This is a genomic window from Flavobacterium sp. ALJ2, from assembly GCF_015594725.1.
Classification (GTDB): Bacteria; Bacteroidota; Bacteroidia; order Flavobacteriales; family Flavobacteriaceae; genus Flavobacterium.
Window position 1 is genome coordinate 303,289 of record NZ_JADNRC010000002.1, and the last position, 24,363, is coordinate 327,651.

A 24,363-nucleotide genomic window follows, 5' to 3' on the forward strand; every position below is an offset into this window, starting at 1 on the left:
CTTATTTTTTTAAATAATATTCTAAAGTACTCCGCAAAGCAATATCATAATTTGAAAATTCAATTTTTCCTATTTGAGAACATAATTTTTGTATATCTCCTTCCATATGCATTGATTGTCCCAATCTGTAATTTAAAGCTCCAAAATTTAAAATGAATTTTGGATTAATATATATTTTTATATCTTCAACTAAAGATTTGATTGTTCTAGTTTCATCTGAAGAAACATTATAAATTCCTGAATCAACATCCATTGTTATTATCCTTCTCATTATTTCAGCATAGTCTTTAACATATAAATAAGCATACTTTTGCTCTCCTAAAGTAAAGTCCATATCTTCATATTTTAACATTGAATTTACTAAAGATGGAATCAGCCAATTTGAATTTTCTTTTTCTCCAAATAATGAAAACAATCTTAACCAAACCCAATTAATATTATTAAGAGAGCAGAAACTCTTCATGATTTCTAAACAAGCTAATTTAGTTCCTGCATAAGCATTAAGAGCATTTACAGGAAAATCTTCATTTATCTTTTTATTTATAAAGCCATATTCTGCTTGCGATCCTAAAAAAATAATTTTTTTTACATCACGTTTTTTTGCCATTTCTAATAATGAAACAAGAAAAGTAATGTTTTTAGATTGTTCAATCCAATTATTTCTACTATTCGATTCAACCCCCATCCATGCCCCATGAACAATTGTATCAAATGAAAGTTTTTCTAACACATTTACAAATAAACCTTCGTCATCGATATCAACCCATTCTACTTTTTCCTTAAATTCTTCACATCTCCAGATGTCTGAACTTTTACGTTTTAATCCCACTACACTAATATTATTAGCAACAAGATTCTCCGCAATATGGGAGCCTAGAAAACCTGTAATACCTGTTATTAAAACTTTATGCATTAATAAAATTAATAATTTGAGATTCTGTATATGAATTTATAGCATTTAGGTTATTATTAAACTCGCTATACCAATCCATAGTCATACTTACTGCTTTTTCAGCATTCATCTTTGGTTGCCATTTCAACTCTGAGATTGTCTTGCTTATATCCAATTTTAATAGTCCAGCCTCATGAAGTTGAGCTTTATCACTGTCAATAATGTATTCACCTTTACCCCAACTTTTAATTGTCAATTTAAGCATTTCTTCAACCGGTAATGCATCAGATAAATGTGGTCCAAAATTATAGGCTTGATTAAAGTCTAATGGCTTTTCAGCTAAATTAGCGCCTAATAATAAGTAACCAACAACTGGCTCTAAAACATGTTGCCAAGGTCTTACTGAATTTGGATTTCGTATAACTACTGGTTTTTCTATTGCAAATGCTTTTGCCACATCAGGAATTAGACGATCTTTTGACCAGTCTCCTCCTCCTATTACATTCCCTGCTCTTGCAACTGCTATTGCTTTTTTATGAGAACTATAAGTTTTACTATTAAAAAAAGAATTACGATAGGAGTCAATTAATAATTCTGCACAAGCTTTACTTGCACTGTATGGATCATACCCTCCTAATCTATCATTCTCACGATAAGGATAAATCCATTCATTATTGTGATACACTTTATCTGTAGTAATAAGTACCACATCACATTTATTTTTTAATAAACGAACACCATCAAGAACATTTGCAGTACCAATAACATTTACCTCAAATGTCTCAGCTGGGATATCATATGATAATCGAACTAAGGGTTGGGCTGCTAAATGAAAAATAAAATCAGGTTTAAAATCAAGAATTTCTTTCTCTAAACGTTTTTTATCTCTTAAATCAGCTATAACTGAATCGCAAATCGAATTTCCATTTATTAAATGAAACAAATCATCCTTTGTGTTTGGTTCTAATGCATAACCTTTAATATTGGCTCCTAATAGGGATAATGTTTTTAACATCCAAGATCCTTTAAAACCAGTATGACCAGTTAAAAAAACTTTTTTTCCACTATAAGTCTGCTTTAATTTTTCAAACAATAAATCTACCATGTTTTCCATTTTGCATTTCCTGAATTCCACATGGCTTCCAATTCAACTCTATCTCGCAAAGCATCCATACATTTCCAAAATCCATTATGCTTATAAGCAGCTAATTGTTGGTCTTTTGCAATAGTTCCCAAAGGTTCTTTCTCCCATTGAACATCTTCAACATCTCCTTCAAGATATTTAAAAATCCCTGGCTCTAAAACAAAAAAACCTCCATTTATCCACATGCCATCACCAGCAGGCTTCTCAACAAAACTATCAACTTCACCTTCTGGATTAATCTCTAAATTTCCGAAACGTCCAGGAACTTGTACACTTGTTAAAGTAGCTAATCTACCGTGCGATTTATGAAATTTAAGCAACTCCGACAAATTAACATCTGCAACTCCATCACCATATGTCAACATGAAAGTCTCATCTTTAACATATTTCTGAATGCGCTTTAATCTACCAGCAGTATTTGTATGCAACCCTGTATCGATTAAAGTCACTTTAAAAGATTCTGTTTCTGAGTAGTGAACATTAATATTATTATTTGCTAATTCGATAGTTACATCTGAATTATGCAAATAATAATTATAAAAATATTCTTTAATAAAAGTTGCTTTATATCCTAAACAAATTATAAATTCATTATAGCCGTGCTGCTCATACATTTTTAAAACATGCCAAAGAATAGGTTTTCCACCAATCTCTACCATTGGTTTAGGTCTAGCTTCTGTTTCTTCCATAAGGCGAGTACCAAAACCACCTGCAAAAATTACTACTTTCATTATTCTATATCGTTTTTATGGTTGTTAAATTTCGATGCAAACATCATTTGTTAGAGGATAACTACAACAAAGCAAAAATTCATTTTCATTTAAATCAGTTCTAGGCTTACTTAATCCTATCATAATCATCTCACCCGATTTAAGTGTTGCTTTACAAGTACTACAATTTCCTGTTTGACATGAATAAGGCAATTCTAAACCAGATTCTAAAGCTTCTTCTAAAACACTTTGCCCTTTTTTAATTTTAACCTCATTGGAAATACCTTTAAAATTTAAAGTTACATGCTGATCCTTAATATCTTTAAAGTCTTCAGGGTTTTTAATTATTTCAAAATCTTCAGAAAATATAGTCCCTTCCAAATGTCCCAAATTCAATAAGGCTCCTTTAACTGTATTTTTAAGACCTATGGGTCCACATATAAAATGTTGAGCTGGAGTTTGAATGTTATTCATTAGTTTTTCAACAAACTCTTTATGAATTCTTCCCTTATAATTATGTGAATCATCGTCAAAAAATTCTTCTTTGGAGTAAAAATTGTAAATTTTAAAACGATCAGAGTAAATCTTTTTTAATTTCTCCAATTGATCTTTAAAAATTACAGATGAATTAGATTTATTACCATAAACCAAATAAATATTAATTAATGACTGAGTAGCTAATAAGTCTTTTATCATTGAGAATAAAGGCGTAATTCCACTACCAACTCCCCAAAACACAACTGATTTTATTGATTCGTCCGGCTCAAAAATAAATTCTCCTAAGGGCTCTTGTACCTCTATAACATCATCAACTTTTACAGTATCATTAATATAATTTGACACGATTCCTCCTAGTACTCTTTTTATGGTTACATCGAGGGTAGCATCAATTAAAGGTGTTGACGAAAATGAATAGGGCCTAATGTATCTTCTACCGTTAATTCTAAATTGGATCGTAAGGTATTGGCCCGCTCTATATTTAATTTTTTTTAGCCCAGGCTGTTTAAAACATAAAGTAACCGCATCATCAGTTTCTCTTCTAATTTCCTGAACTTTTAAAGTATAATTTTTCATTTAAACTATTATGAAAATAAAAATTTTCATTTCATTAATTGATTTAAAATTCTTTTAAAAACAACAATAAATACTATCAAAAAACCTGCTAAGAAACCACCTATTATTATACCTTTTATTTTTCCAAATCTTTCCTTTTTTAGTGGTAAAATTGGTCTATCAATAACCTGAATCAAAGGTGTTTCCTTACGCAAAGTCACTTTTGCTAGTTCCGATTGTTTCACAAGCTCTGTTAATATAGCTGTATTAGCCTGTACATCTACTTGTCTTCTTGCTGAAGGTGCTCTACGAACGTTCATTGCTGGGTTTAAATTAAAAGTATTATCATTAGCAACCGCAACACCAGTAATCGATCCATTTAGTTCGCCACGAATAGAATCTGTTTGTTTTTGTAAAACAGCCATGTTCATCCTAGCCTTTTTACTCTTAGTGTCCACATAAAAATCAGATACTTCTTTCGCCAACGCTTCACAAAAATATTTAGCAAATAATTCATTAGTAGAGGACATCTCTATAGAAATAATTGCTACTTTTTTATCTTTTTGACCTACAACCAATCCTCCTTTTGATACACCTTGATAAATTGAACCTAAAATACTGTCATGAACTCGTGTAAATTTCTCCCGACTCCCATTAGGCAAAAAAACAATATTAGCAAACTCTGGATTAGACTTCCAGCTATCTCTTAATTCATTAATTTCAATATACATTTCAGCCAAAGATATTCTCTTACCGTTATAATCAATAGGATTCAATAAGGTTTGTTCCACCATTCTACGGGACTTAAACAACTCCGTTATATTAGAACCAGTAAAAATATTTCCGCCGCCGCCGCCGAGATCTAATCCTAGCGAACCTACTAAACCTAATGCGCTTCCTAAACCTCCTCCTCCAGATTTTTCATCTTCTAGTGCAAAAGATAAAGTTGCCGTATAAACTGGTTTTTTTATAAAAGAATATGCTAATCCTAAACTACCACCAATTATTCCTGCCAAAAGAATAATTTTCCATTGTGACAATAAATAGTTATACCATTCCTTTACTTTTATTAATAATTCTTTTAATGAAATCTCATCGTTTTCAATAGGTCTATTATCCATTCTTAGAAATTATATTTTTATTTAAAAGCTGTTATAAATAATAATGCTAAACTCGAAATGACACTACCGATTCCTACCCACTCACCTGCAGTCATCTTTCCAGTTTCTGGTTTTTCAGGAACAACAATCTGAGAATCAGGCGTTACCTTCGGATACGATCTAAAAAACAAAAAAGAACTTGCTACTGCTGCTTTTCCATTTGGATATATTATATAAGCTTTTTTCTTCCACCCCATATTATCAACACCTCCAACCGCATTCAAATAATACTTAAAACTCTTACCACTTCTATATGGAATTTCTGAAGTCAACAATACGTTACCTGTTACTTTAACTCCCTCGTTATAAGTGGCAACTTCTATTTCATCACCAGAAAATAAAGTGACATTTGAATAATGATTTTTGTCTTTTACAATTCTTTCCCAATCTACTGGAATAGTAGCATACTTTAATTCTTCTTTTAATTTTTTAGTTAATTTTTTCCCTTTTAAAGTATCTTCTTTAGTTAGATTCAAATCAACACTCATTAATTTTTCAATTTGTTCCTCTTTGATCGGTCTTTTGATTTTCATACCTTTCAAGTTTGCTATTGATGTTAATCCTCCTGCACGCATCACCACATTGTAGACAGTTTCTCTTTTGTTAGCCAAAACATATTTACCAGGATACGAAATTGCACCACTTATTTTAACCATTTCTGGCTTTTCATAAACAGCCATTCTTCGTATGTTAATGACATCATAAGGCATCAACTCGAAGTTTTTTATCTGCTCATTATTACCCTCTTTGATCTCCAACTCAAACACATCTACTCGTTTAGGATCTGCATCATCAATTGCGTCTGATTTTCTCATTCTAGCAACCTCAACTCGTTTTGATGCTGAACCCGTTAATCCACCAACCTGAACTACCAAATCATTTAAAGTTAAATTTTCATAAAACTCATACTCCCCTGGATTTTTAATCTCACCATCAATTGTAATTTTATATTCTTCTCTAAAATCTAAAATAGAATATACTGTTACAATATCTTCCCTTTTTAAAAGCACATCTGAGTTTAAATCTCCTGACAAAGCACTTGCTAGATCAACATTTACAATTTCTGTTGTTAAATCCGATTTTAAACGAATAATTCTAGCTCTTTTTGTATAAGCATCTTCTTTTAGCCCCTCAGCTCTAGTTATCAACTCAGATATACGCATCCCTTCTGTGAAAGAATAATAATCTGGTCTAAAAATCGCTCCTTCAATTTGAATACGATTTTCAAATCGATTTAAAATTTTGGCTACTTTTACAACATCACCTAATTGTGGTTGGTATATTTTAAATTCACTTTCATTAACGTCATGCACTTTAAACTCTTTTCCTGTTTTTTGCAAAATATTTACAGAAGCGGTATAAGCAAATTCATTAAACCCTGAAGCAAAAGATAATAAATCGGCAAAAGTTTCCCCTTTTTTCATTTCAAAAATCCCTGGACGCTTTACTTCACCCTCTACTGTTACTCTCTGGCTATAAGCTGGAATTCGAATTACATCATTTTCCTTTAAACTCACATTATCTGACTGATCTCCTTTTACTAAAAATTTATAAATGTCTACATTTTTATAAACCTTATTATTACGAATCAATTCAATATTTCTATAGCTCCCATTTTTCCCTGGTCCACCTGCTAAATGCAAAGCATTATAAACTGTTGCCAAAGAAGATACAGAATAATTACCTGGTTGTTTACCACCAACAATAGTAACTTTAATAGTTCTAATCTGTGCTAAACTAACACTTACTTTTGATTGGCCTGATTGAACAGTGCTATATACTTTTGCTATAGCTGCTTTAATTTTTTGTGTAGCTGCTTCAATCGTCATTCCAGAAACAGCAATTTGACCAACATATTGTATTGTGATTTTTCCTTCAACACTAACGGGAATATTATCTTCGAATTCCTGAACACCATAAACGCTTACTTCTAATTCATCGCCTGGCCCAAGAACATAATTCATAGGTGTTGCCATCTTTAAATCTGGTTCAAAATTCAATGTAGGCTTATCAAATAATTCAGAACCAAAAATTAAAGCATTTATCGAATCTTTAATCTTATCATTAATAATCTCTTGTTGTTTCCTTCCAAACTCAGTCTTTTTATTTTTATCCTTAGAATCTTCATCCTTTGAATTCTTATCCTTTGAATTCTTATCCTTAGAATCTTTATCTTTAGAATCCTTCTTTTTGGGATCTTTTCTAGAAAGTTCTTCCAATCTTTTTTTCAATTTAGAAAGCTCAGATTCACTCATCCCTTTTGATAAAATTACATCCTCTACATCATCAATCGTAAGATTATTATCTTCTAATTGATTTTTGATTTTATTAATATCACTATCAGATAAATAATCGACCTTAACAGTACTTAAGTCTTTAGACTTTAGAATATCTTGAGCTGACATATTTAATGACACCAAAAGAGTAAAAAATAATATGAGTACTGCCGTTATCTTTTTCATATAGTTTGTTTTAATAAAATTCATTTAGACAATTTCTAATTCAATATTCTGAATTAGAAATTACAAATATTTAAGAATATTGTTTTTTATAATAATCTTTATAGGTTCCAGAAGTAACATTTTGTAACCACTGTTCGTTACTTAAATACCAATTTATAGTTTTTTCTAATCCCTCTTCAAAAGTCACTGAAGGCTTCCAACCTAGTTCAGTATTAATTTTTGAAGCATCAATTGCATAGCGCAAATCATGCCCAGGTCTATCTTTTACGTAAGTTATCAATTCTTGAGAAGTCCCTTTATCTCTTCCTAATTTCTCATCCATGATTTGACACAATAATTTCACCAAATCAATATTCTTCCATTCATTAAAACCTCCAATATTATAAGTTTCATGATTTTTTCCTTCATGAAATACTAAATCAATAGCAATAGCATGATCTTCAACAAATAGCCAATCACGTGTATAATTACCATCTCCATATACTGGTAGTGGTTTATTATTGATAATATTATTAATAAAAAGTGGAATTAATTTTTCTGGAAAATGATAAGACCCATAATTATTGGAACAATTTGTTAAGACATAAGGCAAACCGTAAGTTTCTCCATAAGCTCTTACAAAATGATCTGAGCTAGCTTTTGAAGCTGAATAAGGGGAATTAGGATCATATGCCGTTTTCTCTGTAAATAATCCTTCAGCACCAAGCGACCCATAAACTTCATCAGTACTAATATGATAAAATCTTTTTCCTTCGGTGTTTCCTTTCCATTGATTTTTTGCTGCATTCAACAAATTCATTGTACCAATAACATTCGTTTTTACAAACGAAAGTGGATCTTCTATTGAGCGATCTACGTGAGACTCTGCTGCTAAATGCAGAACTCCTTCAAACTCATTTTCTGAAAAAAGGTTATTTATAAAAGACTCATCGACTATATCCCCTTTAACAAAAGTATAATTTGGCTCATCTTCAATATCTTTTATATTCTCCAAATTACCTGCGTAAGTCAGTACATCTAAATTAAAAATATGATATTGTGGATATTTTGTCACAAAATGCCTCACTACATGCGAACCAATAAATCCAGCCCCACCAGTTATAAGTATTTTTTTCATTTTAACTTAATTTAATAATTCAGAGTTCTGACTCTCTAATTCGCCATATAAATCCTTAACATCTTGTGAGTTTTCTTTTTGCAAAATCAAATTAGCTGTGTCAGTATGTACAAAAATAGTATTTTTTAATCCCAAAAATGTTGTATGCTTATCAGAACCTATAACCATATTCCCAAACTTATCTACAAAATGTCCTTTAGTAATTAAATAATCATATACTGACTCAAAAGATCCTAAATCAGACCAAGCAAAAGCTGCCGGTACTACTTTTATTTTTTTACTACGCTCCATAACAGCATAATCGATACTTATAGAAGGAATCTCTAGTGATAAACCTAAATCTAGATTACCATTTTTGTTGTTCTCCCACGCTTTTTTAGACTTCTCATATACTTCAGGCTGATATGCCTTTAATTCCTCTAATAAAATACCTGCTTTAAAACAAAACATCCCACTGTTCCATAAAAAATTACCTCTTGCGATAAAATTCTTAGCTGTAACACTATTAGGTTTTTCACGAAAAGAAATCACATTATCCCCTTTTGATTCGATATAGCCGTATCCTGTTTCTGGTTTTGTGGGCACAATTCCAAAAGTTACAATATAACCTTCATCAGCCTTGGCAATTGCATTTTTTATAGCTTCGTTGTACTTATCCATTTCGTCAATAATATGATCCGAAGGCGTTACGATTAATATATCGTCAGGTCGTGATGCAAATGCAGCAAACGCAATAGCAGCTGCTGTATTTCGAGGAGTTGACTCTATAATATTAATATAATCCTTTCCTAACTTCTTCATTACCTTCTCACTCAGATGACAGTTATCAACATTTCCTACAACCATAACTTTATCTGCCAAATTAGCATTTCGTTCTACTGTCATTTCAAACAATGATTTCTCTTCAAATATCTCTAAGTATTGTTTAGGCATGCTTTTACGAGAAAGTGGCCATAATCTACTTCCAACTCCCCCTGTTAAAATAACATGTATAATTGAATTCTCTATCTTCATAATTTATCTAAAAACGGATATTATATTCTATAATCTACTATCTGCAATATTTCCTAAAATCCCTTTTACATCGTACAACAAGCTATTCTCTTTTTGTAATTCTGAAAAGTTTAAATTTAAAAATTCAGCATGAGCTACACCTAGCACAACGGCATCAAATTTTTGATTTGGGATTATATTCGTTATATCTAATTTATATTCTTTATGTACTTCTTTTAAACTAGCTAATGGATCAAATATTGTAATTGCAATACCATATTCTTTCAAAGCCAGAATTAAATCAACAATTTTGGTATTACGAACATCAGGACAATTTTCTTTAAATGTAATTCCAAGCATTAAAAGATTAGCTCCATTTACATAAATCCCTTTTTTCAACATCAACTTCACCACTTGTGAAGCAATATATTCTCCCATACTATCATTTAAACGGCGTCCTGCTAAGATAATTTCAGGATGATAACCAAATTCCTGAGCACGTTGTGCCAAATAATAAGGATCAACACCTATACAATGACCACCAACCAATCCTGGTTTGAATGGCAAAAAGTTCCATTTTGTTCCTGCAGCTTCTAAAACAGCCTGAGTATCAATATTCATTAAATTGAATATTTTAGCTAACTCATTTACAAATGCAATATTAATATCTCTTTGTGAATTCTCAATAACCTTGGCCGCCTCCGCTACTTTTATTGTTGGTGCTAAATGTGTTCCGGCTGTAATAACCGTTCTATATAATTCATCGACTTTTTTTCCTATTTCTGGAGTTGAACCCGACGTTACTTTTAAAATTTTTTCAACAGTATGCTCTTTATCTCCTGGATTAATACGCTCTGGCGAATACCCTGCGTAAAAATCAACATTATATTTCAATCCTGATATTTTCTCCAAAACAGGCACACACTCTTCTTCAGTTACCCCAGGATAAACAGTAGATTCATAAATAACTATATCTCCTTTTTTTAAAACAGAACCAACTGTTTCACTTGATTTGTATAAAGGCGTTAAATCTGGCCTATTATTCTTATCAACTGGAGTAGGAACTGTTACTATATAATAATTACAATCTTTTATGTCTTCTAAATCTGAACTACAATACAAACCAATAGCATCACCAGTTTTATCAAGTAAAACTTTTTGTAAAGTGTCATCATCAACTTCTAATGTTGTATCTGTCCCTGATTGTAAGGAGGCTATTCTTGATCGATTAATATCAAAACCAACAACAGAATATTTTGTAGCAAATAATCTGGCCAATGGCAAACCAACATAACCTAAGCCTATAACTGCTATTTTTACGTTTTTATCCATTATTACTAGTTTTTTTAATTATTTTAATCATTTACCAACACAGCTTCGCTTATCCAAGTCACATTTTGACACAGATAAACGAACATACTATTTCGGCAAATATAACATAATAAGGTTATTAATTCAATAGCAAAAACCATCGAAATAATAAAAATCCATATTATCCAACCTGAAAAATCACAATAAGCTAAAGGTCAATTTAAAAAAACTATTAAGCCAAAATATTAAACAAAAAAATCACTAAAATTAGTGACTCTTTTTTTCGCAAATCCTTACTTATAAACCAACCTTCTCTTGTTAATTTATTTAAACTTAATCTTTAGCACACATCCCAACGTCTCTAAAACCAATATATAATGATTATTAGATATCTCTTGCACAATTGCATCCTGATTACTAAATGCTCCTGAATCTAACTTGATTTTATCTCCTATTTTAAATGGAGTAACTAAAACATCTCCAATATTGGGTGATTCTAAACTATTTTTAATAATCTTAATTTCTTCATCACGCACAATAGCTGGTTTTCCTAACCAAAACAAATAACGAATAACCCCTGGAATTTGAAATACTAAATTCCTATCCAAATCTTCTAATTGAACAAAAACATAAGAATTAAACAGCGGTACTTCAACCTTTTTTTTCCTATCCGACCATTGCCGCATTTGAATAATTAATGGACAATAACATCTGACCCCTATTTTATTTAATTGATCCGCAACTTTTTTTTCCCATTTGGGTTTCGTATAAACTACATACCAATTCATTACTAATTACTTTGTTATGAAATTTATCTATAAACATTAAAACTCTTAATTAATTACAATACGAATTTCATGACCCAATTCCTAAATATACAAATCCGATGTTTTTTAATTCTTCCTTATTTAATATATTCCTTCCATCAAAAATAAAAGCTGGTTTTTGCATTGAATCATAAATCTTTACCCAATCATATGCCACAAACTCATCCCACTCAGTCAAAACTGCAATTGCATGAGCTCCATTACAAGCATCATAAGCATTTTCAAACGTCGCAACTGCTTTAGTATTTTTCTCTAAACTTCTGGTTTCTAAATAACTTAAATCACTTAGCATTTTTTCTCTGGAAACTTTAGGATCATAAACAGCTATCTTAGCTTGTTCATTAATTAAATCATCTGCTACATAAATTGCTGCAGACTCTCTCGTATCATTTGTATCCTTTTTAAATGCCCAGCCTAAGAATGTTATTTTCTTGTCTGAAACCGTATTATATAGCGTCTTAACTATCTTATTTGAAAACCTTCTCTTCTGATGGTCATTCATAATAATTACCTGTTCCCAATAATCAGCCACTTCATGCAATCCATATGTTTTAGCGATATACACTAAATTTAAAATATCTTTTTGAAAACATGATCCTCCAAAACCAACTGAAGCTTTGAGGAATTTAGAACCAATTCTGGTATCCATTCCAATTGCTCTAGCGACTTCATTCACATCTGCACCAGTTTTCTCACATAATTCAGACATTGCATTAATTGAAGATATCCTTTGTGCTAAAAATGCGTTTGCTGTCAACTTTGACAACTCCGACGACCAAACATTTGTAGTTAATATTTTATCTGATGCTACCCAATTTGAATATACTTCTATTAAAGCATCTATTGCTTCTTTGCCTTCTGATGTAGAATCTCCACCAATCAATATTCTATCTGGATTTAATAAATCCGTAACTGCAGTCCCTTCTGCTAAAAATTCTGGATTTGATAAGATTTGAAACTGAACTCCATTTCCTGTATTATCCAAAATACTTTTAATAGCCTCAGCTGTTCGTACTGGTAATGTCGACTTTTCGACTACAATCTTATTATCTTTTGCGATTTTTGCAATTTGCCTTGCACACAATTCGATGTACTTTAAATCTGCAGCCATCCCTTTCCCTTTTCCATAGGTTTTAGTAGGTGTATTTACAGATATAAAGATAATTTGAGCCTCATCTATAGCTTTTTCAACATCTGTAGAAAAGAATAAATTTCGGCCTCTGGCTTCAGCTACAATTTTATCAAGACCTGGTTCATAAATTGGTATATTATCAGTATCCTCATCATTCCATGCTTTGATTCTATCTTCATTTAAATCGACTACTGTAACTTGTATATGCGGGCATTTTTGTGCTATAACTGCCATAGTTGGCCCTCCTACATAACCTGCACCAATACAACAAATCTTTGTAATTTTCATCTAATTAAATTTACTAATGTTTTTATTTTATATTTTTTCATTCTACATCAAAAGTATGCTCTTATTTTAAATTGTCCCAATACCAACCTACAGCTTCTTTTAAACCTTCTTGCAATGAATATTTCGGATCGTATTCCAGCATTTTTTTTGCTTTATCGATACTTGCCAAAGAATGTGGAATATCTCCTGCTCTATTTGGACCGTACGTTACTTTTACCGAAGCTATTTTTGGATCATACTCAGATAAATATTTTTTTAAATATTCTACTAAATCATTTAAAGTGTTTCTATCCCCATATGCAGTATTATACACTGTATTAACTGCTTCTGGATTCTTAGTCGCAATAGCCAAAGCATTCATTTGAATCACATTATCGATATAGGTGAAATCTCGTGAAAAATTCCCATCACCATTTATCAAAGGACTTTCTAATTCCATCAATTGCTTCACAAATTTTGGAATAACTGCTGCATAAGCTCCTTGTGGATCTTGTTTTCTCCCAAAAACATTAAAATAACGCAATCCTATTGTTTCTAAACCATAGGTTTTACTGAAAATTTCAGCATATAGTTCATTTACATATTTTGTAATAGCATAAGGCGATAATGGTTTACCTATTACTTCCTCCATCTTTGGTAATCCTTCTGAATCACCATAAGTAGACGAGCTAGCCGCATAAATAAATCGTTTTACTTTAACATCTCTTGAAGCTACTAGCATATTTAAAAAACCCGAAACATTAACATCATTCGTCGTAATCGGATCATTTATGGACCTTGGAACGGAACCTAAAGCCGCTTCATGCAAAACATAATCAGCTCCTTGAACTGCTAAAACACAATCTGCAATGTTACGAATATCCCCTTCTATCAATTTAAAATTAACATTAGAAATAAAATCTTTTAAGTTATGTCGGTGACCTGTCGAAAAATTATCTAAACAAATAACTTTATGCCCTTGTCCTAAAAAATATTCACAAAGATTAGAACCTATAAAACCAGCTCCCCCTGTAATTAATATCGTATTTTGTGATTCCATAATTAATGCTTTTAAATTTTCCGATATTATTTTTTATTCAATTTATTAAAAATCCTTTTTAATAAGCTTGCTTTTTGTGATTCTTCATGATAACCGTTAGAATAGTCCCCATAACCATATCCGTAAGTAGCTCCATATTTAGCTTTATTCTCAAATCCGTTCAAAACAATACTCGTATTTCTAAGTTCTCCTCTTTTTATCCTATTATTTAACAACGTTATCATATCCTTTTTGGTATAATTTTGTCTTACGATATATAAGATAACATCACTATACTGTACCAATTCTAAAGAATCTGAAACGAGTCCAACTGGAGGGGTATCTAAAATTATGTAATCGTATTTCATTTTCAACTCATCAATAAATTCCTTCATAGTTTCTCCTAAAATCAATTCAGAAGGATTTGGAGGAATTGGTCCTGAAAGAATAACATCTAAATATGGAATCTTGGTTGTATTCGTAATCTCGGCTAGGCTTTTTTTCTCAATCAAATAATTAGCTACTCCTACATCATTAGTCAACTCAAATTCTTCTGCCAATCTTGGTTTCCTTAAATCCAAACCAACAATAACTGTTCTTTTTTCGCTCAAGGCAAAAACAGTAGCTATATTAATTGAACAAAATGATTTCCCTTCACCACTAACCGATGAAGTTATCATTAATGTTTTTGCTCCATCAACTTGTTGTTTCTTATATAAAAACTGTAACGAAGAGCGGATTGCCCTAAACGACTCTGACAATGCGGATTTTGGTTTATCAAATACCGCTAAACTCGAAGCTTCATTATTTACACCCACTACTCCAATTAATGGAATCTGTGTTTGCCTACTAACATCATCTATATTTTGAATTGAATTACTAATAAAGAAAACAGCAAAAATAGCTAACAATGGAATTAACAACCCCAAGAATAACGCTAAAACATAATTAACCGATGTTTTAGGCCCTATCAATCCTCCTCCAACATCTTTCGCAGGGTCTATAAAATGAATGTCAGATAAATTAGCTGCTTTTACAATATCTGCTTCACTTCTTTTTTGAAGAAATGTGCTGTAAATATTATCACTTAAATCATACTTCCTCTTAATTTTTAATAATTCCTGCTGCTCTTCTGGTAATCTTTTTATCGTACTTTCAGTCTGTCCAATTTTACTATTAACCATCGCCAAATCATATTGTAGTGAAGCTCTTGCTGATGCAATATTCTCTAACAAAACATTTTTAACAGCCATCATTTGATTGTCAAAATCCTTAAAAATCTTATCACTTTTTACCGCATAAGCCATTTCTGATCTTTGTGTGGAAAGCGATATTAATTTAGAAACATTCACAACAATATTTGGTTCTTCAATTCCTGCAACTGATGGGGCTGGTAATTTAGAATAATCAACACTGTTCTTTAAATAAGCTTTTAACGAATTATAATAGGCAATTTTACGGGTAACTTCATCTCTTTCGACATCAAAATCCATAATTTTGTCTGAGATTTTACTACCTCCCTCTTCTATATTATAAACATTTTTGCCTTTTCTAAACGACTTCAACTCATCTCCTGTCTGCTTTAACTGAGTTTCCATAGCCACAAGCGTACTATCGATAAAATTAATCGTATTTGTCGCAAATTGATTTTTACTATCAAGTTGTATTTTTATTAGCATCTTCACAGTCGAATTTAAATACTCAACCATCCTTGCTTTATTAGTTCCTTGCATTCCTAATGTAAGTATCGAACCTCCTCTTTCATCCGACTGCACGCTAACGCCACGATATCTTGCAACCGTTCCATCAAAATTATTAAATCTTACAAAATATTCTTTGTCTTTATAAAAACCTGGATTATCATTTATTTGCAATTTCCAATTTAAAAAAGGCAACGAAACTTGTTCACCAACTTTATACTTTTTTACAAACTCTCCTATCTCAACAGCTGTATTATTATATGAGTTATTTGCATAAGTAATTAATGAAACTGAATTATTCTCAAAAGGGATTCTGATTTCATATTCATTAGCATTTAAAAACTTAATACTAATTAACGAACCAGCTAACTGGCCTTTGGATTTATCTATAGCTACATAAAAAGGAACTGCTCCATAAGAATCTACCAAATTATATTCTCCTTGTTCTAGATAATCAATATAGTATTGCAATTTATCTACAACAAGTTCATTGTGAGATCTTGATTGCAATACGGTAGTTGTACTACTAATCTGGTCGGAAGTTCCTCCCCAGTTAAAGACTAAACTTGTATTTGAAGTAAAAAATGGATTATTTTCTTCTTTTATGGAAATCAACGTCTCCATTCCGTATATTTTTTCTTTACGAATATTTACTTGATAGGCAATTGTAAAAGAAATAATTAAACTCAATAAAAACCATTTCCAATACCCTCCAATTTTCAATAAAAACCCTCTAAAATCAAAATTGGATTGATTGTCAAAAATTGAAAAATCTTTTATATCTAACATTTTCTGAGTAGGTTTTTAAAGTTTTAAAAGTAAAAATGTAGTTGTTGCCAAAGAAATTATTGTAATTATTGTTCCAATAGATTCTATTCCTGTTTTACCAGTTCCCCAAGTTTTTTGCTTAAGTGGTTTCACATATATATAATCATTTGGTTGTAAATAATAGTAAGGAGATTTCATAGCATTAAGATCGGTAAGATCTATATCGTGCATTTCGACTCCTGTAGGCGATTGACGAATAATGGTAACTGACTTTCTATTTCCTGTAATTGTAATATCACCAGAATTGGCAATGGCCTCCATTACATTTACGTGTTGCTGAAAAAGTGTTTTCGTACCTGGAGAGCCTACTTCCCCATTTATTGTATATCTAAAACCTGCCAACTTAACTGTTACAAATATATTTGCCTCAGATTTAAAATGGTCGTCTAATAATTGTTTCTCAATTTTAATACGCACCTCTTCAATCGTATATCCCATAACATTTATTTCTCCCAAAACAGGCATCCTTATATTTCCATGATCATCAACAGTAAAACCATCAAAATACAAACTCGATTCAGAGTTAGAAGAACTTTGTCCAGCAACTTTATCAGTAGTATTAAAAATCGCAACTAATTTTGGATCAATCGCTTTTATATTAATACTTAAAACATCATTTGTTTGTAACCGATACGGCTTTGATTCTACAGCAGTAATATTACTTTCTGTACCTGTTGCTCCTTTATCTTGTAAATAAACCAAATCATTTAGTGGAATACAAGATGTAAAAAGGAAGCCAATAAGTAGCAACAGATAAAAAGAGTTTTTGTTCATTTGTAGAATTTTAACAGCAAATATAGCTTTTCATTTATTATTTATAAAATATTGATTTTTATTATAAACTCAGTTAATTATTTTTGAACGTTTTCTCAAACGGAACTCTCTGCAATATACTTCGGCCAAGGGTAACTTCATCGGCATATTCCAACTCATCGCCTACCGCAATTCCACGTGCAATAGTTGAGATTATAATTTCGACATCGGCTATTTGCTTATAGATATAAAAATTAGTAGTATCACCTTCCATAGTCGAGCTCAAAGCAAATATAATTTCGTTTACTCCACCCAACTTAACCTTTTCGACTAAAGTCGTTATATTCAACTGGCTTGGTCCGACTCCCTCTATAGGAGAAATTTTCCCACCTAAAACATGATAAATCCCTTTGTATTGCCCTGTGTTCTCTATAGCCATTACATCGCGAATATCTTCTACTACACAAATAGTCTGATGATTTCTTGACGTATTAGCACAAATCTCGCAAACTGCGATATCAGAAATATTATGACAGCTTTCACAAAATTTAATATCAGCGCGCATAGTTGTTAGCGCTTCGGCTAAAAAACCTGTTTGTTCTTTGGGTTGTTTTAATAAATGCAAAACTAGTCGCAAAGCTGTACGTTTACCAATACCTGGCAATTGTGACATTTCGTTGACTGCTTTTTCTATTAATTTTGAAGAAAATTCCATGAAGACAAAAATACTAAATTTGTGGGTTTACTCAACTTTTGTTTATGGAAATAAAGATGTTTAAAATACGCAAAGCAGTACATCTTAAAACTAATCATAATCGTTCTTTATTACCTGGCCTACAACAAATTGACTTGTTACACTTTTCTATCCTTTAGAATACAATTAAACTTCATTTAAAGCAACATCATTTTTCTGACTTTTAGTGCCAGAAAAAGATATAACAAATAAGCTCCAATAACAATTGGTATCGCTCTTTAGAAACAAATTACCTAAAAAGAACTAATATTGATTTGTAGTAAGTAAAACCAATGTACAAGCAACTTGAGCTTTGATATTATTAAGCTCTAATAATTGATATAATTCTGGATTTTCAGTTCCCGGATTAAAAATTACTCGCTTAGGCTTAGCCTCTACAATGTAATTATAATAATCGCGCTGACGCGATGGATTCAAATATAAAGTAACTGTATCAATATTTTTAAGCGGAATAGCCTTTGTATGAATCTTTACTCCTGCTACTTCTCCTGCGTTTTGACCAATTGCCAAAACTGTATGTCCTTTTTCAACTAATTTATTTATAGCTAAAAAAGCATATCTATCAGGCTTCGTAGTTGCTCCAAGCACTACTGTTTTTTTATTTTTCATTGTCTTTAATATATACCACAAAAGTAATCAAAAAGGTTTAGCTCTTCGATTATTTAAAAAGTTTAGTTATTTTTCAACAAAATCAGCAACCTACTGTTCAAACTGCAATCATATCTTTTAAAAAGACTATTTTTACAGTACTAAACCAGACCTTATGGATCTATTTATTTACTTATTTGCCGCTCTTTTCTCGGTATTAAACCCAATTGGAACAGTTCCAATCTTTGTAGGATTAACACAACACGACTCCAAGAAAGAGCGTTCCAGAATTTCTTTATGGACTGCAATAAATGTTTTCATAATCTTAATTGTTTCATTTTTCGTAGGACAATATATGCTGACTTTCTTCGGGATTAGCATCGATGCTCTTCGTATTGCTGGAGGAATTATAATTGTAAATTCAGGATTCTCTCTACTATCAGGCAAATTCAACAAGAAAAGAGGGATAAATAAAAAGATAGAAACAGATGCACAACAAAGAAATGACATTGCTCTTACTCCACTTGCAATCCCAATGCTTGCAGGCCCTGGGTCGATATCTTTATTAATTGCTTTTTATCAAGAACACCACCAAACTAGTGAAGTTATAATAGGTTCATTTGCTGTTTTAGCAATTGCTATTGTAATTTTTATTATTCTAAGAAGTGCACATTATCTTGCCAAGATACTTGGAGCATCTGGAATTGTTGCAATTTCTAGGATTGTTGGTTTTATTGTAATTGCTATTGGAATACAATACATAGTAAGTGCAATTATCAATATAATTAAAGTAAATTTAATGTAATTTTGATTTCGCTAAAAGTCAAAAAAAAGGGATAAATAGTACAATTCATCCCTTTTTTGCAACCCTATTTTAGTTTATACTCTTGGTAAAAACACTTCTGCCATCATACATCTTGCACTTCCTCCGCCACAAGCTTCAATAGTATCTAAACTTGAGCTTAAAATTTCGGCATGCTTTTCTAGTTGCGAAATTTGTTTTGGAGTTAGACTCTGATGTGCTGATGCACTCATAACAATATATTTTTTATCATTTGTACCACGAACTTCAAGCATATTTCCTGCGAAATTATTTACCTGACCTTCTGTAATTAAAATGACTTCTTTTTTATCCGCTTTTAGATTTTCAAGAACCATTTTGCGCTCTTTTTTATCATCAATACAATCTGCACAAATCACTGCAAAAGTTTCTCCTAAACACATCATAACATTAGTATGATAAATTAGTTTTCTTTCTCCATTAACAGTCTGAAATGCTTCGAAAATAACTGGCGCATAATCAAAATCCTCACAAAATTCGATAAACAATTCTTCATCAGCTCTTGGTGAAAGTGCACAATATGCTTTCCCATTTGCTCTATCCAAAAGTAAGCTTCCAGTTCCCTCTAAGAAAAAACCATCTTCCTCTGCCGATGTATAATCGACTATATTATTAATTTCGAATCCTTTTTCTTCTAGAATATCTAAGATATCTTCACGACGTTCCTGACGACGATTCTCAGCAAACATAGGATATAAAGCCACATCCCCATTTTCATGAAAAGAAACCCAGTTGTTAGGGAATATACTATCAGGCGTATCCGGATTTAGAGTATCTTCTACAACAGTTACATCTACTCCTACAGCTCTTAGCTTTTCAACAAAAGTATCAAACTCTTGTTGCGCTTTTGCATTTACTGTTGCTGGCAAAAGTCCGTCTAACACTTTTTGATAATAATTATTTACAGCCGTTTGTTCATTCATACGGAATGCCACTGGACGAATCATTACTATTGCGTTTGTAGTTTGTTTCATGTTTTTAATATAAAATTAATCTCGAATTAAAGGTAATGTTGAACATCTCAATAACCCTTCTTGTTTAGCAATTTCAGCATATGGAATTTCTTCTACAACAAACCCATTACTTCTTAACCAATTATTTAATCTAGTAAAATTTTTCTCAGACACAACAACATTTGTATCTATAGAGAAAACATTAGAATTCATAAAATACATTTCTTCTCTCTCGATATGAAATAAATTTTCTTTACCAAAAAGATTTACCAAATACATATAATCGGCTTCTTCACGAAATCCTCTTTTATAAATGATTCCTTTATCTTTTCCTACTGGTTGAAAACAGCAATCCAAATGCAAAGCATTATCGCGAGCTTCAATTTTAGATTTAACTAAATCAAACTCTTTTACTATTTTATTAGGAAACAAATTTCTAATAAATTCAACTCCCTCTATATTTGTTCTTGCTGTAATATAATCTTTATAATCGCTTCCTTTATAAGTCCCAATAAATACATGATCATTCCAAAGCATAACATCACCTCCTTCAATATGGACTTCTTCTGGTGGACGAACTACTTTGTTAGGATCTATTTGGTCTATTACATACTGAATGGCATCCAACTCACGTTCTCTATCAGGTAAAATATTTGATTTTATAAAAACATTATCTATTACGAAACCAATATCTCTAGCAAAAATTTGGTTATAGTTTTCAATCATTTCGGGGCGAAAAACTGTCACATCGTATTTTTGAAGCACTGCATTAAAAGCATTCATTTCGGTAACCATATCAGACTCTACTGGATAAGTCCCTGCCTTAATATGCTCCAAAGATTTTGGGTCATACGCTTCCTCGATAGTTGGCGTAGGCCCATTATGAACTGCAGATCCCAAAACTACTGCCCGTAATCTTGATGTTTCGTTCTTTACATTTAATTGTAACATATTCTATTATTTGATTTCGACAAAGATAAAAAAAAGCTTCACAGTTAAGTGAAGCTTTAAATTGAATTTTATTTATTCGATTTGAATTCTCTTAAAGGATGACCTGTATATATTTGTCTAGGTCGCCCGATTGGTTCTTTATTCTCACGCATTTCTTTCCATTGTGCAATCCAACCTGGCAATCTTCCAATTGCAAACATAACAGTAAACATATCTGTAGGGATTCCTAATGCTCTATAAATGATTCCTGAATAAAAATCTACGTTAGGATACAAACTTCTTGACTTAAAGTATTCATCTTCAAGAGCTGCTGCTTCCAGTTTTTTAGCTATTGCTAAAATTGGATCATCAACTCCTAATGTATTTAAAACTTCATCCGCAGCTTTCTTAATAATTCTAGCTCTTGGATCAAAGTTTTTGTAAACTCTATGACCAAATCCCATTAAACGGAATGGATCATTTTTATCTTTGGCTTTCGCCATAAATTTATCTGTATCTCCACCGTCTTTATTAATCTCTTCTAGCATCTCAAGAACTGCTTGATTCGCACCTCCATGAAGTGGTCCCCAAAGTGCAGAAACTCCCGCAGAAATCGAAGCAAATAGTCCAGCATGTGAAGAACCAACCATTCTTACAGTAGATGTAGAACAGTTTTGCTCATGATCACCATGTAATATAAATAATTTATCTAGTGCATTAACTACGATAGGATTTGCTGCGTAAGGCCCTGTAGGTAATTTAAACATTAATTGCATAAAATTCTCTACATATCCTATTGTATTATCATAATAGTTTAACGGATACCCCATAGTTTTTCTATAAGTCCATGTAGCAATAACAAGAAACTTAGCTATTGTTTTACAAACAGCATCATACATTTCTTTTTCATTTTCTACATTTACCGACTTAGGATTGAAAGCCGTCAAGGCACTTGTCAATGCAGACAAAACACCCATAGGATGAGCCGTTTTTGGAAAACCATCAATGATGTTTTTCATTTCTTCGTTTACCAAAGTATGCTTTTTAATATCAGCATCAAATTGTGCTAATTGCTGAGCAGTTGGTAATTCTCCAAAAATTAATAGATAAGACACCTCAGGAAAGCTTGCTTGCTCAGCTAAATCTTCAATTGAGTATCCTCTGTAACGTAAAATTCCTAATTCACCATCAAGAAAAGTAATTTCACTTGTACAAGAACCTGAGTTTTTATATCCTGGATCAAGTGTAATGAAACCAGTTAAATCACGTAATTTGTTAATATCGACAGCAGATTCATTTTCGCTTCCAGTTACAACAGGAAGCTCAATCTTCTTACCATCTACTTCTAGGGTAGCTATTTTTGACATAATATAATCGGAAATAAATCTTTTAAATAATAATTTATCAAATCTAAGGAATTTAAGACTAACTAAAAAAGGAATATTGCTATGAATTTGTTAAAACTCAAAAAAAAAGCCATTCGTTTTCACGAATGGCTCAAAGCAATATATAATCTTACAATTATTTTATTTTAAATGCATTTAATCCTGGAAAGTAAGCTGTACTCCCTAATTCTTCTTCAATTCTTAATAATTGATTGTATTTTGCCATACGATCAGAACGTGAAGCTGAACCTGTTTTAATCTGACCACAGTTTAATGCTACTGCTAAATCTGCAATCGTATTATCTTCAGTCTCTCCTGAACGATGAGACATTACCGAAGTATAGCCTGCATTTTTAGCCATATTTACCGCTGCAATAGTCTCTGTTAAAGTACCAATTTGGTTTACTTTTATAAGAATAGAATTCGCAATTCCTTTTTCTATCCCAGTAGATAAACGTTCAACATTAGTCACAAACAAATCATCTCCTACCAATTGTACTTTATGTCCAATTTTTTCAGTAAGTAATTTCCATCCATCCCAGTCATTTTCATCCATTCCATCTTCAATAGATATAATTGGGTATTTAGCTACTAATTCAGCTAAGTAATCAACTTGCTCTGCAGAAGTTCTTACTTTACCTGTTTCTCCTTCAAATTTAGAGTAATCGTATTTACCGTTTACATAAAATTCAGCAGAAGCACAGTCAAGAGCAATCATAATTTCGTCACCAAAAGTATATCCAGCATTTTCAACTGCTTTTTTAATCGTATCCAAAGCATCTTCAGTACCACCTGGTAAATTTGGAGCAAAACCTCCTTCATCACCAACAGCCGTACTTAACCCTCTGTCATGTAACACTTTTTTCAGACTATGGAAAATTTCAGTCCCCATTTGCATAGAGTGAGAAAAAGAAGTTGCCTTTACTGGAAAAATCATAAATTCTTGAAAAGCAATCGGAGCATCAGAATGTGAACCTCCGTTAATGATGTTCATCATCGGCACAGGCAACGTATTTGCCGAAACCCCACCTACATATCTATACAAAGGCAATCCTAATTCATTAGCCGCTGCTTTTGCAACCGCAAGAGAAACACCTAAAATAGCGTTTGCTCCTAATTTAGATTTATTTGGAGTTCCATCTAAATCAATCATAGCTTGATCGATTACATTTTGTTCAAAAACAGAAATACCAACTAATTCTTCCGCAATAATAGTATTTACATTTTTCACTGCATTTAAAACTCCTTTACCTAAAAAAGCTTTTCCTCCATCACGTAATTCAACCGCTTCATGCTCTCCAGTAGAAGCTCCTGATGGAACTGCTGCTCTTCCTAAAACTCCGTTGTCTGTAATTACATCAACTTCAATAGTAGGATTACCTCTAGAATCAAAAATTTGTCTTGCGTGAATTTTTATTATAATACTCATTATTTTTGTTTTTTATTATTAAATTATAAATATATTCCGAAATTATAAAAATATTTGACACTAATTAAGTTCCTTAGCGATAAAACATTTTTATT

At 31.7% G+C, this 24,363-nt stretch carries 21 protein-coding genes; 1 reads left to right on the forward strand and 20 read right to left on the reverse strand.

The window, feature by feature from the left end; genetic code table 11:
* Window position 1 precedes the first annotated feature (1 nt).
* The 16 genes from IUY40_RS03730 to IUY40_RS03805 all read right to left on the reverse strand — a co-directional run bounded on the left by IUY40_RS03730 (window position 2) and on the right by IUY40_RS03805 (window position 18,751).
* Window positions 2–913, reverse strand: a complete 912-nt coding sequence (locus IUY40_RS03730; protein ID WP_195735545.1) for an NAD(P)-dependent oxidoreductase — start codon at window positions 911–913, stop codon at window positions 2–4.
* Window positions 906–2,006 (reverse strand): CDP-glucose 4,6-dehydratase, encoded by a 1,101-nt coding sequence (rfbG, locus tag IUY40_RS03735; protein WP_195735546.1) that lies wholly within the window; start codon window positions 2,004–2,006, stop codon window positions 906–908. Before rfbG ends, IUY40_RS03730 begins: the two co-directional genes overlap by 8 nt.
* A complete protein-coding gene (rfbF, locus tag IUY40_RS03740; protein WP_195735547.1) occupies window positions 1,991–2,767 on the reverse strand; it encodes a glucose-1-phosphate cytidylyltransferase in 777 nt (258 codons plus the stop codon). Before rfbF ends, rfbG begins: the two co-directional genes overlap by 16 nt.
* A 24-nt stretch (window positions 2,768–2,791) precedes the next feature.
* Window positions 2,792–3,820, reverse strand: coding sequence for a ferredoxin--NADP reductase (locus IUY40_RS03745; RefSeq protein ID WP_195735548.1), 1,029 nt, complete (start codon window positions 3,818–3,820; stop codon window positions 2,792–2,794).
* Window positions 3,821–3,846: 26 nt separating this feature from the next.
* Window positions 3,847–4,920: a Wzz/FepE/Etk N-terminal domain-containing protein gene (locus IUY40_RS03750; RefSeq protein WP_195735549.1), complete on the reverse strand. Its 1,074-nt coding sequence runs from the start codon at window positions 4,918–4,920 to the stop codon at window positions 3,847–3,849.
* Window positions 4,921–4,937: 17 nt separating this feature from the next.
* Window positions 4,938–7,421, reverse strand: a complete 2,484-nt coding sequence (locus IUY40_RS03755; protein ID WP_195735550.1) for an SLBB domain-containing protein — start codon at window positions 7,419–7,421, stop codon at window positions 4,938–4,940.
* A 70-nt stretch (window positions 7,422–7,491) separates the two neighbouring features.
* Window positions 7,492–8,538 carry a dTDP-glucose 4,6-dehydratase gene (rfbB, locus tag IUY40_RS03760; RefSeq protein ID WP_195735551.1) on the reverse strand — a complete coding sequence of 349 codons (1,047 nt, stop codon included), beginning with the start codon at window positions 8,536–8,538 and terminating at the stop codon, window positions 7,492–7,494.
* A 6-nt stretch (window positions 8,539–8,544) separates the two neighbouring features.
* Entirely contained in the window at window positions 8,545–9,552 is a 1,008-nt protein-coding gene (locus IUY40_RS03765; protein ID WP_195735552.1) for a mannose-1-phosphate guanylyltransferase, read from the reverse strand.
* Window positions 9,553–9,579: 27 nt separating this feature from the next.
* Window positions 9,580–10,863, reverse strand: a complete 1,284-nt coding sequence (locus IUY40_RS03770; RefSeq protein ID WP_195735553.1) for a nucleotide sugar dehydrogenase — start codon at window positions 10,861–10,863, stop codon at window positions 9,580–9,582.
* A 302-nt stretch (window positions 10,864–11,165) separates the two neighbouring features.
* The gene (locus tag IUY40_RS03775) at window positions 11,166–11,630 is read right to left on the reverse strand and encodes a UpxY family transcription antiterminator (RefSeq protein WP_195735554.1); all 465 of its coding nucleotides are present in this window, start codon (window positions 11,628–11,630) and stop codon (window positions 11,166–11,168) included.
* Between the two features lie 67 nt (window positions 11,631–11,697).
* A complete protein-coding gene (locus tag IUY40_RS03780) occupies window positions 11,698–13,089 on the reverse strand; it encodes a UDP-glucose 6-dehydrogenase (protein ID WP_195735555.1) in 1,392 nt (463 codons plus the stop codon).
* Between the two features lie 61 nt (window positions 13,090–13,150).
* Window positions 13,151–14,128: an SDR family oxidoreductase gene (locus tag IUY40_RS03785; RefSeq protein WP_195735556.1), complete on the reverse strand. Its 978-nt coding sequence runs from the start codon at window positions 14,126–14,128 to the stop codon at window positions 13,151–13,153.
* A 26-nt stretch (window positions 14,129–14,154) separates the two neighbouring features.
* The gene (locus IUY40_RS03790) at window positions 14,155–16,596 is read right to left on the reverse strand and encodes a tyrosine-protein kinase family protein (RefSeq protein ID WP_195735557.1); all 2,442 of its coding nucleotides are present in this window, start codon (window positions 16,594–16,596) and stop codon (window positions 14,155–14,157) included.
* Between the two features lie 15 nt (window positions 16,597–16,611).
* The gene (locus tag IUY40_RS03795; RefSeq protein ID WP_195735558.1) at window positions 16,612–17,409 is read right to left on the reverse strand and encodes a polysaccharide biosynthesis/export family protein; all 798 of its coding nucleotides are present in this window, start codon (window positions 17,407–17,409) and stop codon (window positions 16,612–16,614) included.
* Between the two features lie 73 nt (window positions 17,410–17,482).
* Entirely contained in the window at window positions 17,483–18,103 is a 621-nt protein-coding gene (gene recR / locus IUY40_RS03800) for a recombination mediator RecR (RefSeq protein WP_195735559.1), read from the reverse strand.
* A gap of 282 nt (window positions 18,104–18,385) precedes the next feature.
* Complete coding sequence (locus IUY40_RS03805; protein WP_195735560.1) at window positions 18,386–18,751, reverse strand: CoA-binding protein; 366 nt, start codon at window positions 18,749–18,751, stop codon at window positions 18,386–18,388.
* Window positions 18,752–18,905: 154 nt separating this feature from the next.
* Here IUY40_RS03805 and IUY40_RS03810 point away from each other — a divergent pair, with 154 nt between their 5' ends.
* On the forward strand, window positions 18,906–19,535 hold the full coding sequence (locus IUY40_RS03810; protein WP_195735561.1) for a MarC family NAAT transporter: 630 nt from the start codon (window positions 18,906–18,908) through the stop codon (window positions 19,533–19,535).
* 74 nt (window positions 19,536–19,609) lie between these two features.
* Here IUY40_RS03810 and IUY40_RS03815 read toward each other — a convergent pair whose 3' ends face one another.
* From IUY40_RS03815 to eno, 4 genes are all read right to left on the reverse strand, one after another.
* Window positions 19,610–20,545, reverse strand: coding sequence for an arginine deiminase-related protein (locus tag IUY40_RS03815; RefSeq protein ID WP_195735562.1), 936 nt, complete (start codon window positions 20,543–20,545; stop codon window positions 19,610–19,612).
* 15 nt (window positions 20,546–20,560) lie between these two features.
* Complete coding sequence (locus IUY40_RS03820; RefSeq protein WP_195735563.1) at window positions 20,561–21,475, reverse strand: arginine deiminase family protein; 915 nt, start codon at window positions 21,473–21,475, stop codon at window positions 20,561–20,563.
* Between the two features lie 68 nt (window positions 21,476–21,543).
* A complete protein-coding gene (locus IUY40_RS03825; protein WP_195735564.1) occupies window positions 21,544–22,821 on the reverse strand; it encodes a citrate synthase in 1,278 nt (425 codons plus the stop codon).
* 154 nt (window positions 22,822–22,975) lie between these two features.
* Complete coding sequence (eno, locus tag IUY40_RS03830) at window positions 22,976–24,268, reverse strand: phosphopyruvate hydratase (RefSeq protein WP_195735565.1); 1,293 nt, start codon at window positions 24,266–24,268, stop codon at window positions 22,976–22,978.
* Window positions 24,269–24,363 lie beyond the last annotated feature (95 nt).

Bases quoted from the DNA above. Each gene is read 5' to 3' on its own strand.
- rfbF (WP_195735547.1), bottom strand. From the start codon at position 2,767: ATGAAAGTAGTAATTTTTGCAGGTGGTTTTGGTACTCGCCTTATGGAA.
- IUY40_RS03820 (WP_195735563.1), bottom strand. From the start codon at position 21,475: ATGTTACAATTAAATGTAAAGAACGAAACATCAAGATTACGGGCAGTA.
- IUY40_RS03815 (WP_195735562.1), bottom strand. From the start codon at position 20,545: ATGAAACAAACTACAAACGCAATAGTAATGATTCGTCCAGTGGCATTC.
- IUY40_RS03825 (WP_195735564.1), bottom strand. From the start codon at position 22,821: ATGTCAAAAATAGCTACCCTAGAAGTAGATGGTAAGAAGATTGAGCTT.
- IUY40_RS03785 (WP_195735556.1), bottom strand. From the start codon at position 14,128: ATGGAATCACAAAATACGATATTAATTACAGGGGGAGCTGGTTTTATA.
- IUY40_RS03770 (WP_195735553.1), bottom strand. From the start codon at position 10,863: ATGGATAAAAACGTAAAAATAGCAGTTATAGGCTTAGGTTATGTTGGT.
- eno (WP_195735565.1), bottom strand. From the start codon at position 24,268: ATGAGTATTATAATAAAAATTCACGCAAGACAAATTTTTGATTCTAGA.
- rfbG (WP_195735546.1), bottom strand. From the start codon at position 2,006: ATGGAAAACATGGTAGATTTATTGTTTGAAAAATTAAAGCAGACTTAT.
- IUY40_RS03765 (WP_195735552.1), bottom strand. From the start codon at position 9,552: ATGAAGATAGAGAATTCAATTATACATGTTATTTTAACAGGGGGAGTT.
- IUY40_RS03755 (WP_195735550.1), bottom strand. From the start codon at position 7,421: ATGAAAAAGATAACGGCAGTACTCATATTATTTTTTACTCTTTTGGTG.
- IUY40_RS03810 (WP_195735561.1), top strand. From the start codon at position 18,906: ATGGATCTATTTATTTACTTATTTGCCGCTCTTTTCTCGGTATTAAAC.
- IUY40_RS03750 (WP_195735549.1), bottom strand. From the start codon at position 4,920: ATGGATAATAGACCTATTGAAAACGATGAGATTTCATTAAAAGAATTA.
- IUY40_RS03745 (WP_195735548.1), bottom strand. From the start codon at position 3,820: ATGAAAAATTATACTTTAAAAGTTCAGGAAATTAGAAGAGAAACTGAT.
- IUY40_RS03790 (WP_195735557.1), bottom strand. From the start codon at position 16,596: ATGTTAGATATAAAAGATTTTTCAATTTTTGACAATCAATCCAATTTT.
- IUY40_RS03730 (WP_195735545.1), bottom strand. From the start codon at position 913: ATGCATAAAGTTTTAATAACAGGTATTACAGGTTTTCTAGGCTCCCAT.
- IUY40_RS03780 (WP_195735555.1), bottom strand. From the start codon at position 13,089: ATGAAAATTACAAAGATTTGTTGTATTGGTGCAGGTTATGTAGGAGGG.
- rfbB (WP_195735551.1), bottom strand. From the start codon at position 8,538: ATGAAAAAAATACTTATAACTGGTGGGGCTGGATTTATTGGTTCGCAT.
- recR (WP_195735559.1), bottom strand. From the start codon at position 18,103: ATGGAATTTTCTTCAAAATTAATAGAAAAAGCAGTCAACGAAATGTCA.
- IUY40_RS03795 (WP_195735558.1), bottom strand. From the start codon at position 17,409: ATGAACAAAAACTCTTTTTATCTGTTGCTACTTATTGGCTTCCTTTTT.
- IUY40_RS03805 (WP_195735560.1), bottom strand. From the start codon at position 18,751: ATGAAAAATAAAAAAACAGTAGTGCTTGGAGCAACTACGAAGCCTGAT.
- IUY40_RS03775 (WP_195735554.1), bottom strand. From the start codon at position 11,630: ATGAATTGGTATGTAGTTTATACGAAACCCAAATGGGAAAAAAAAGTT.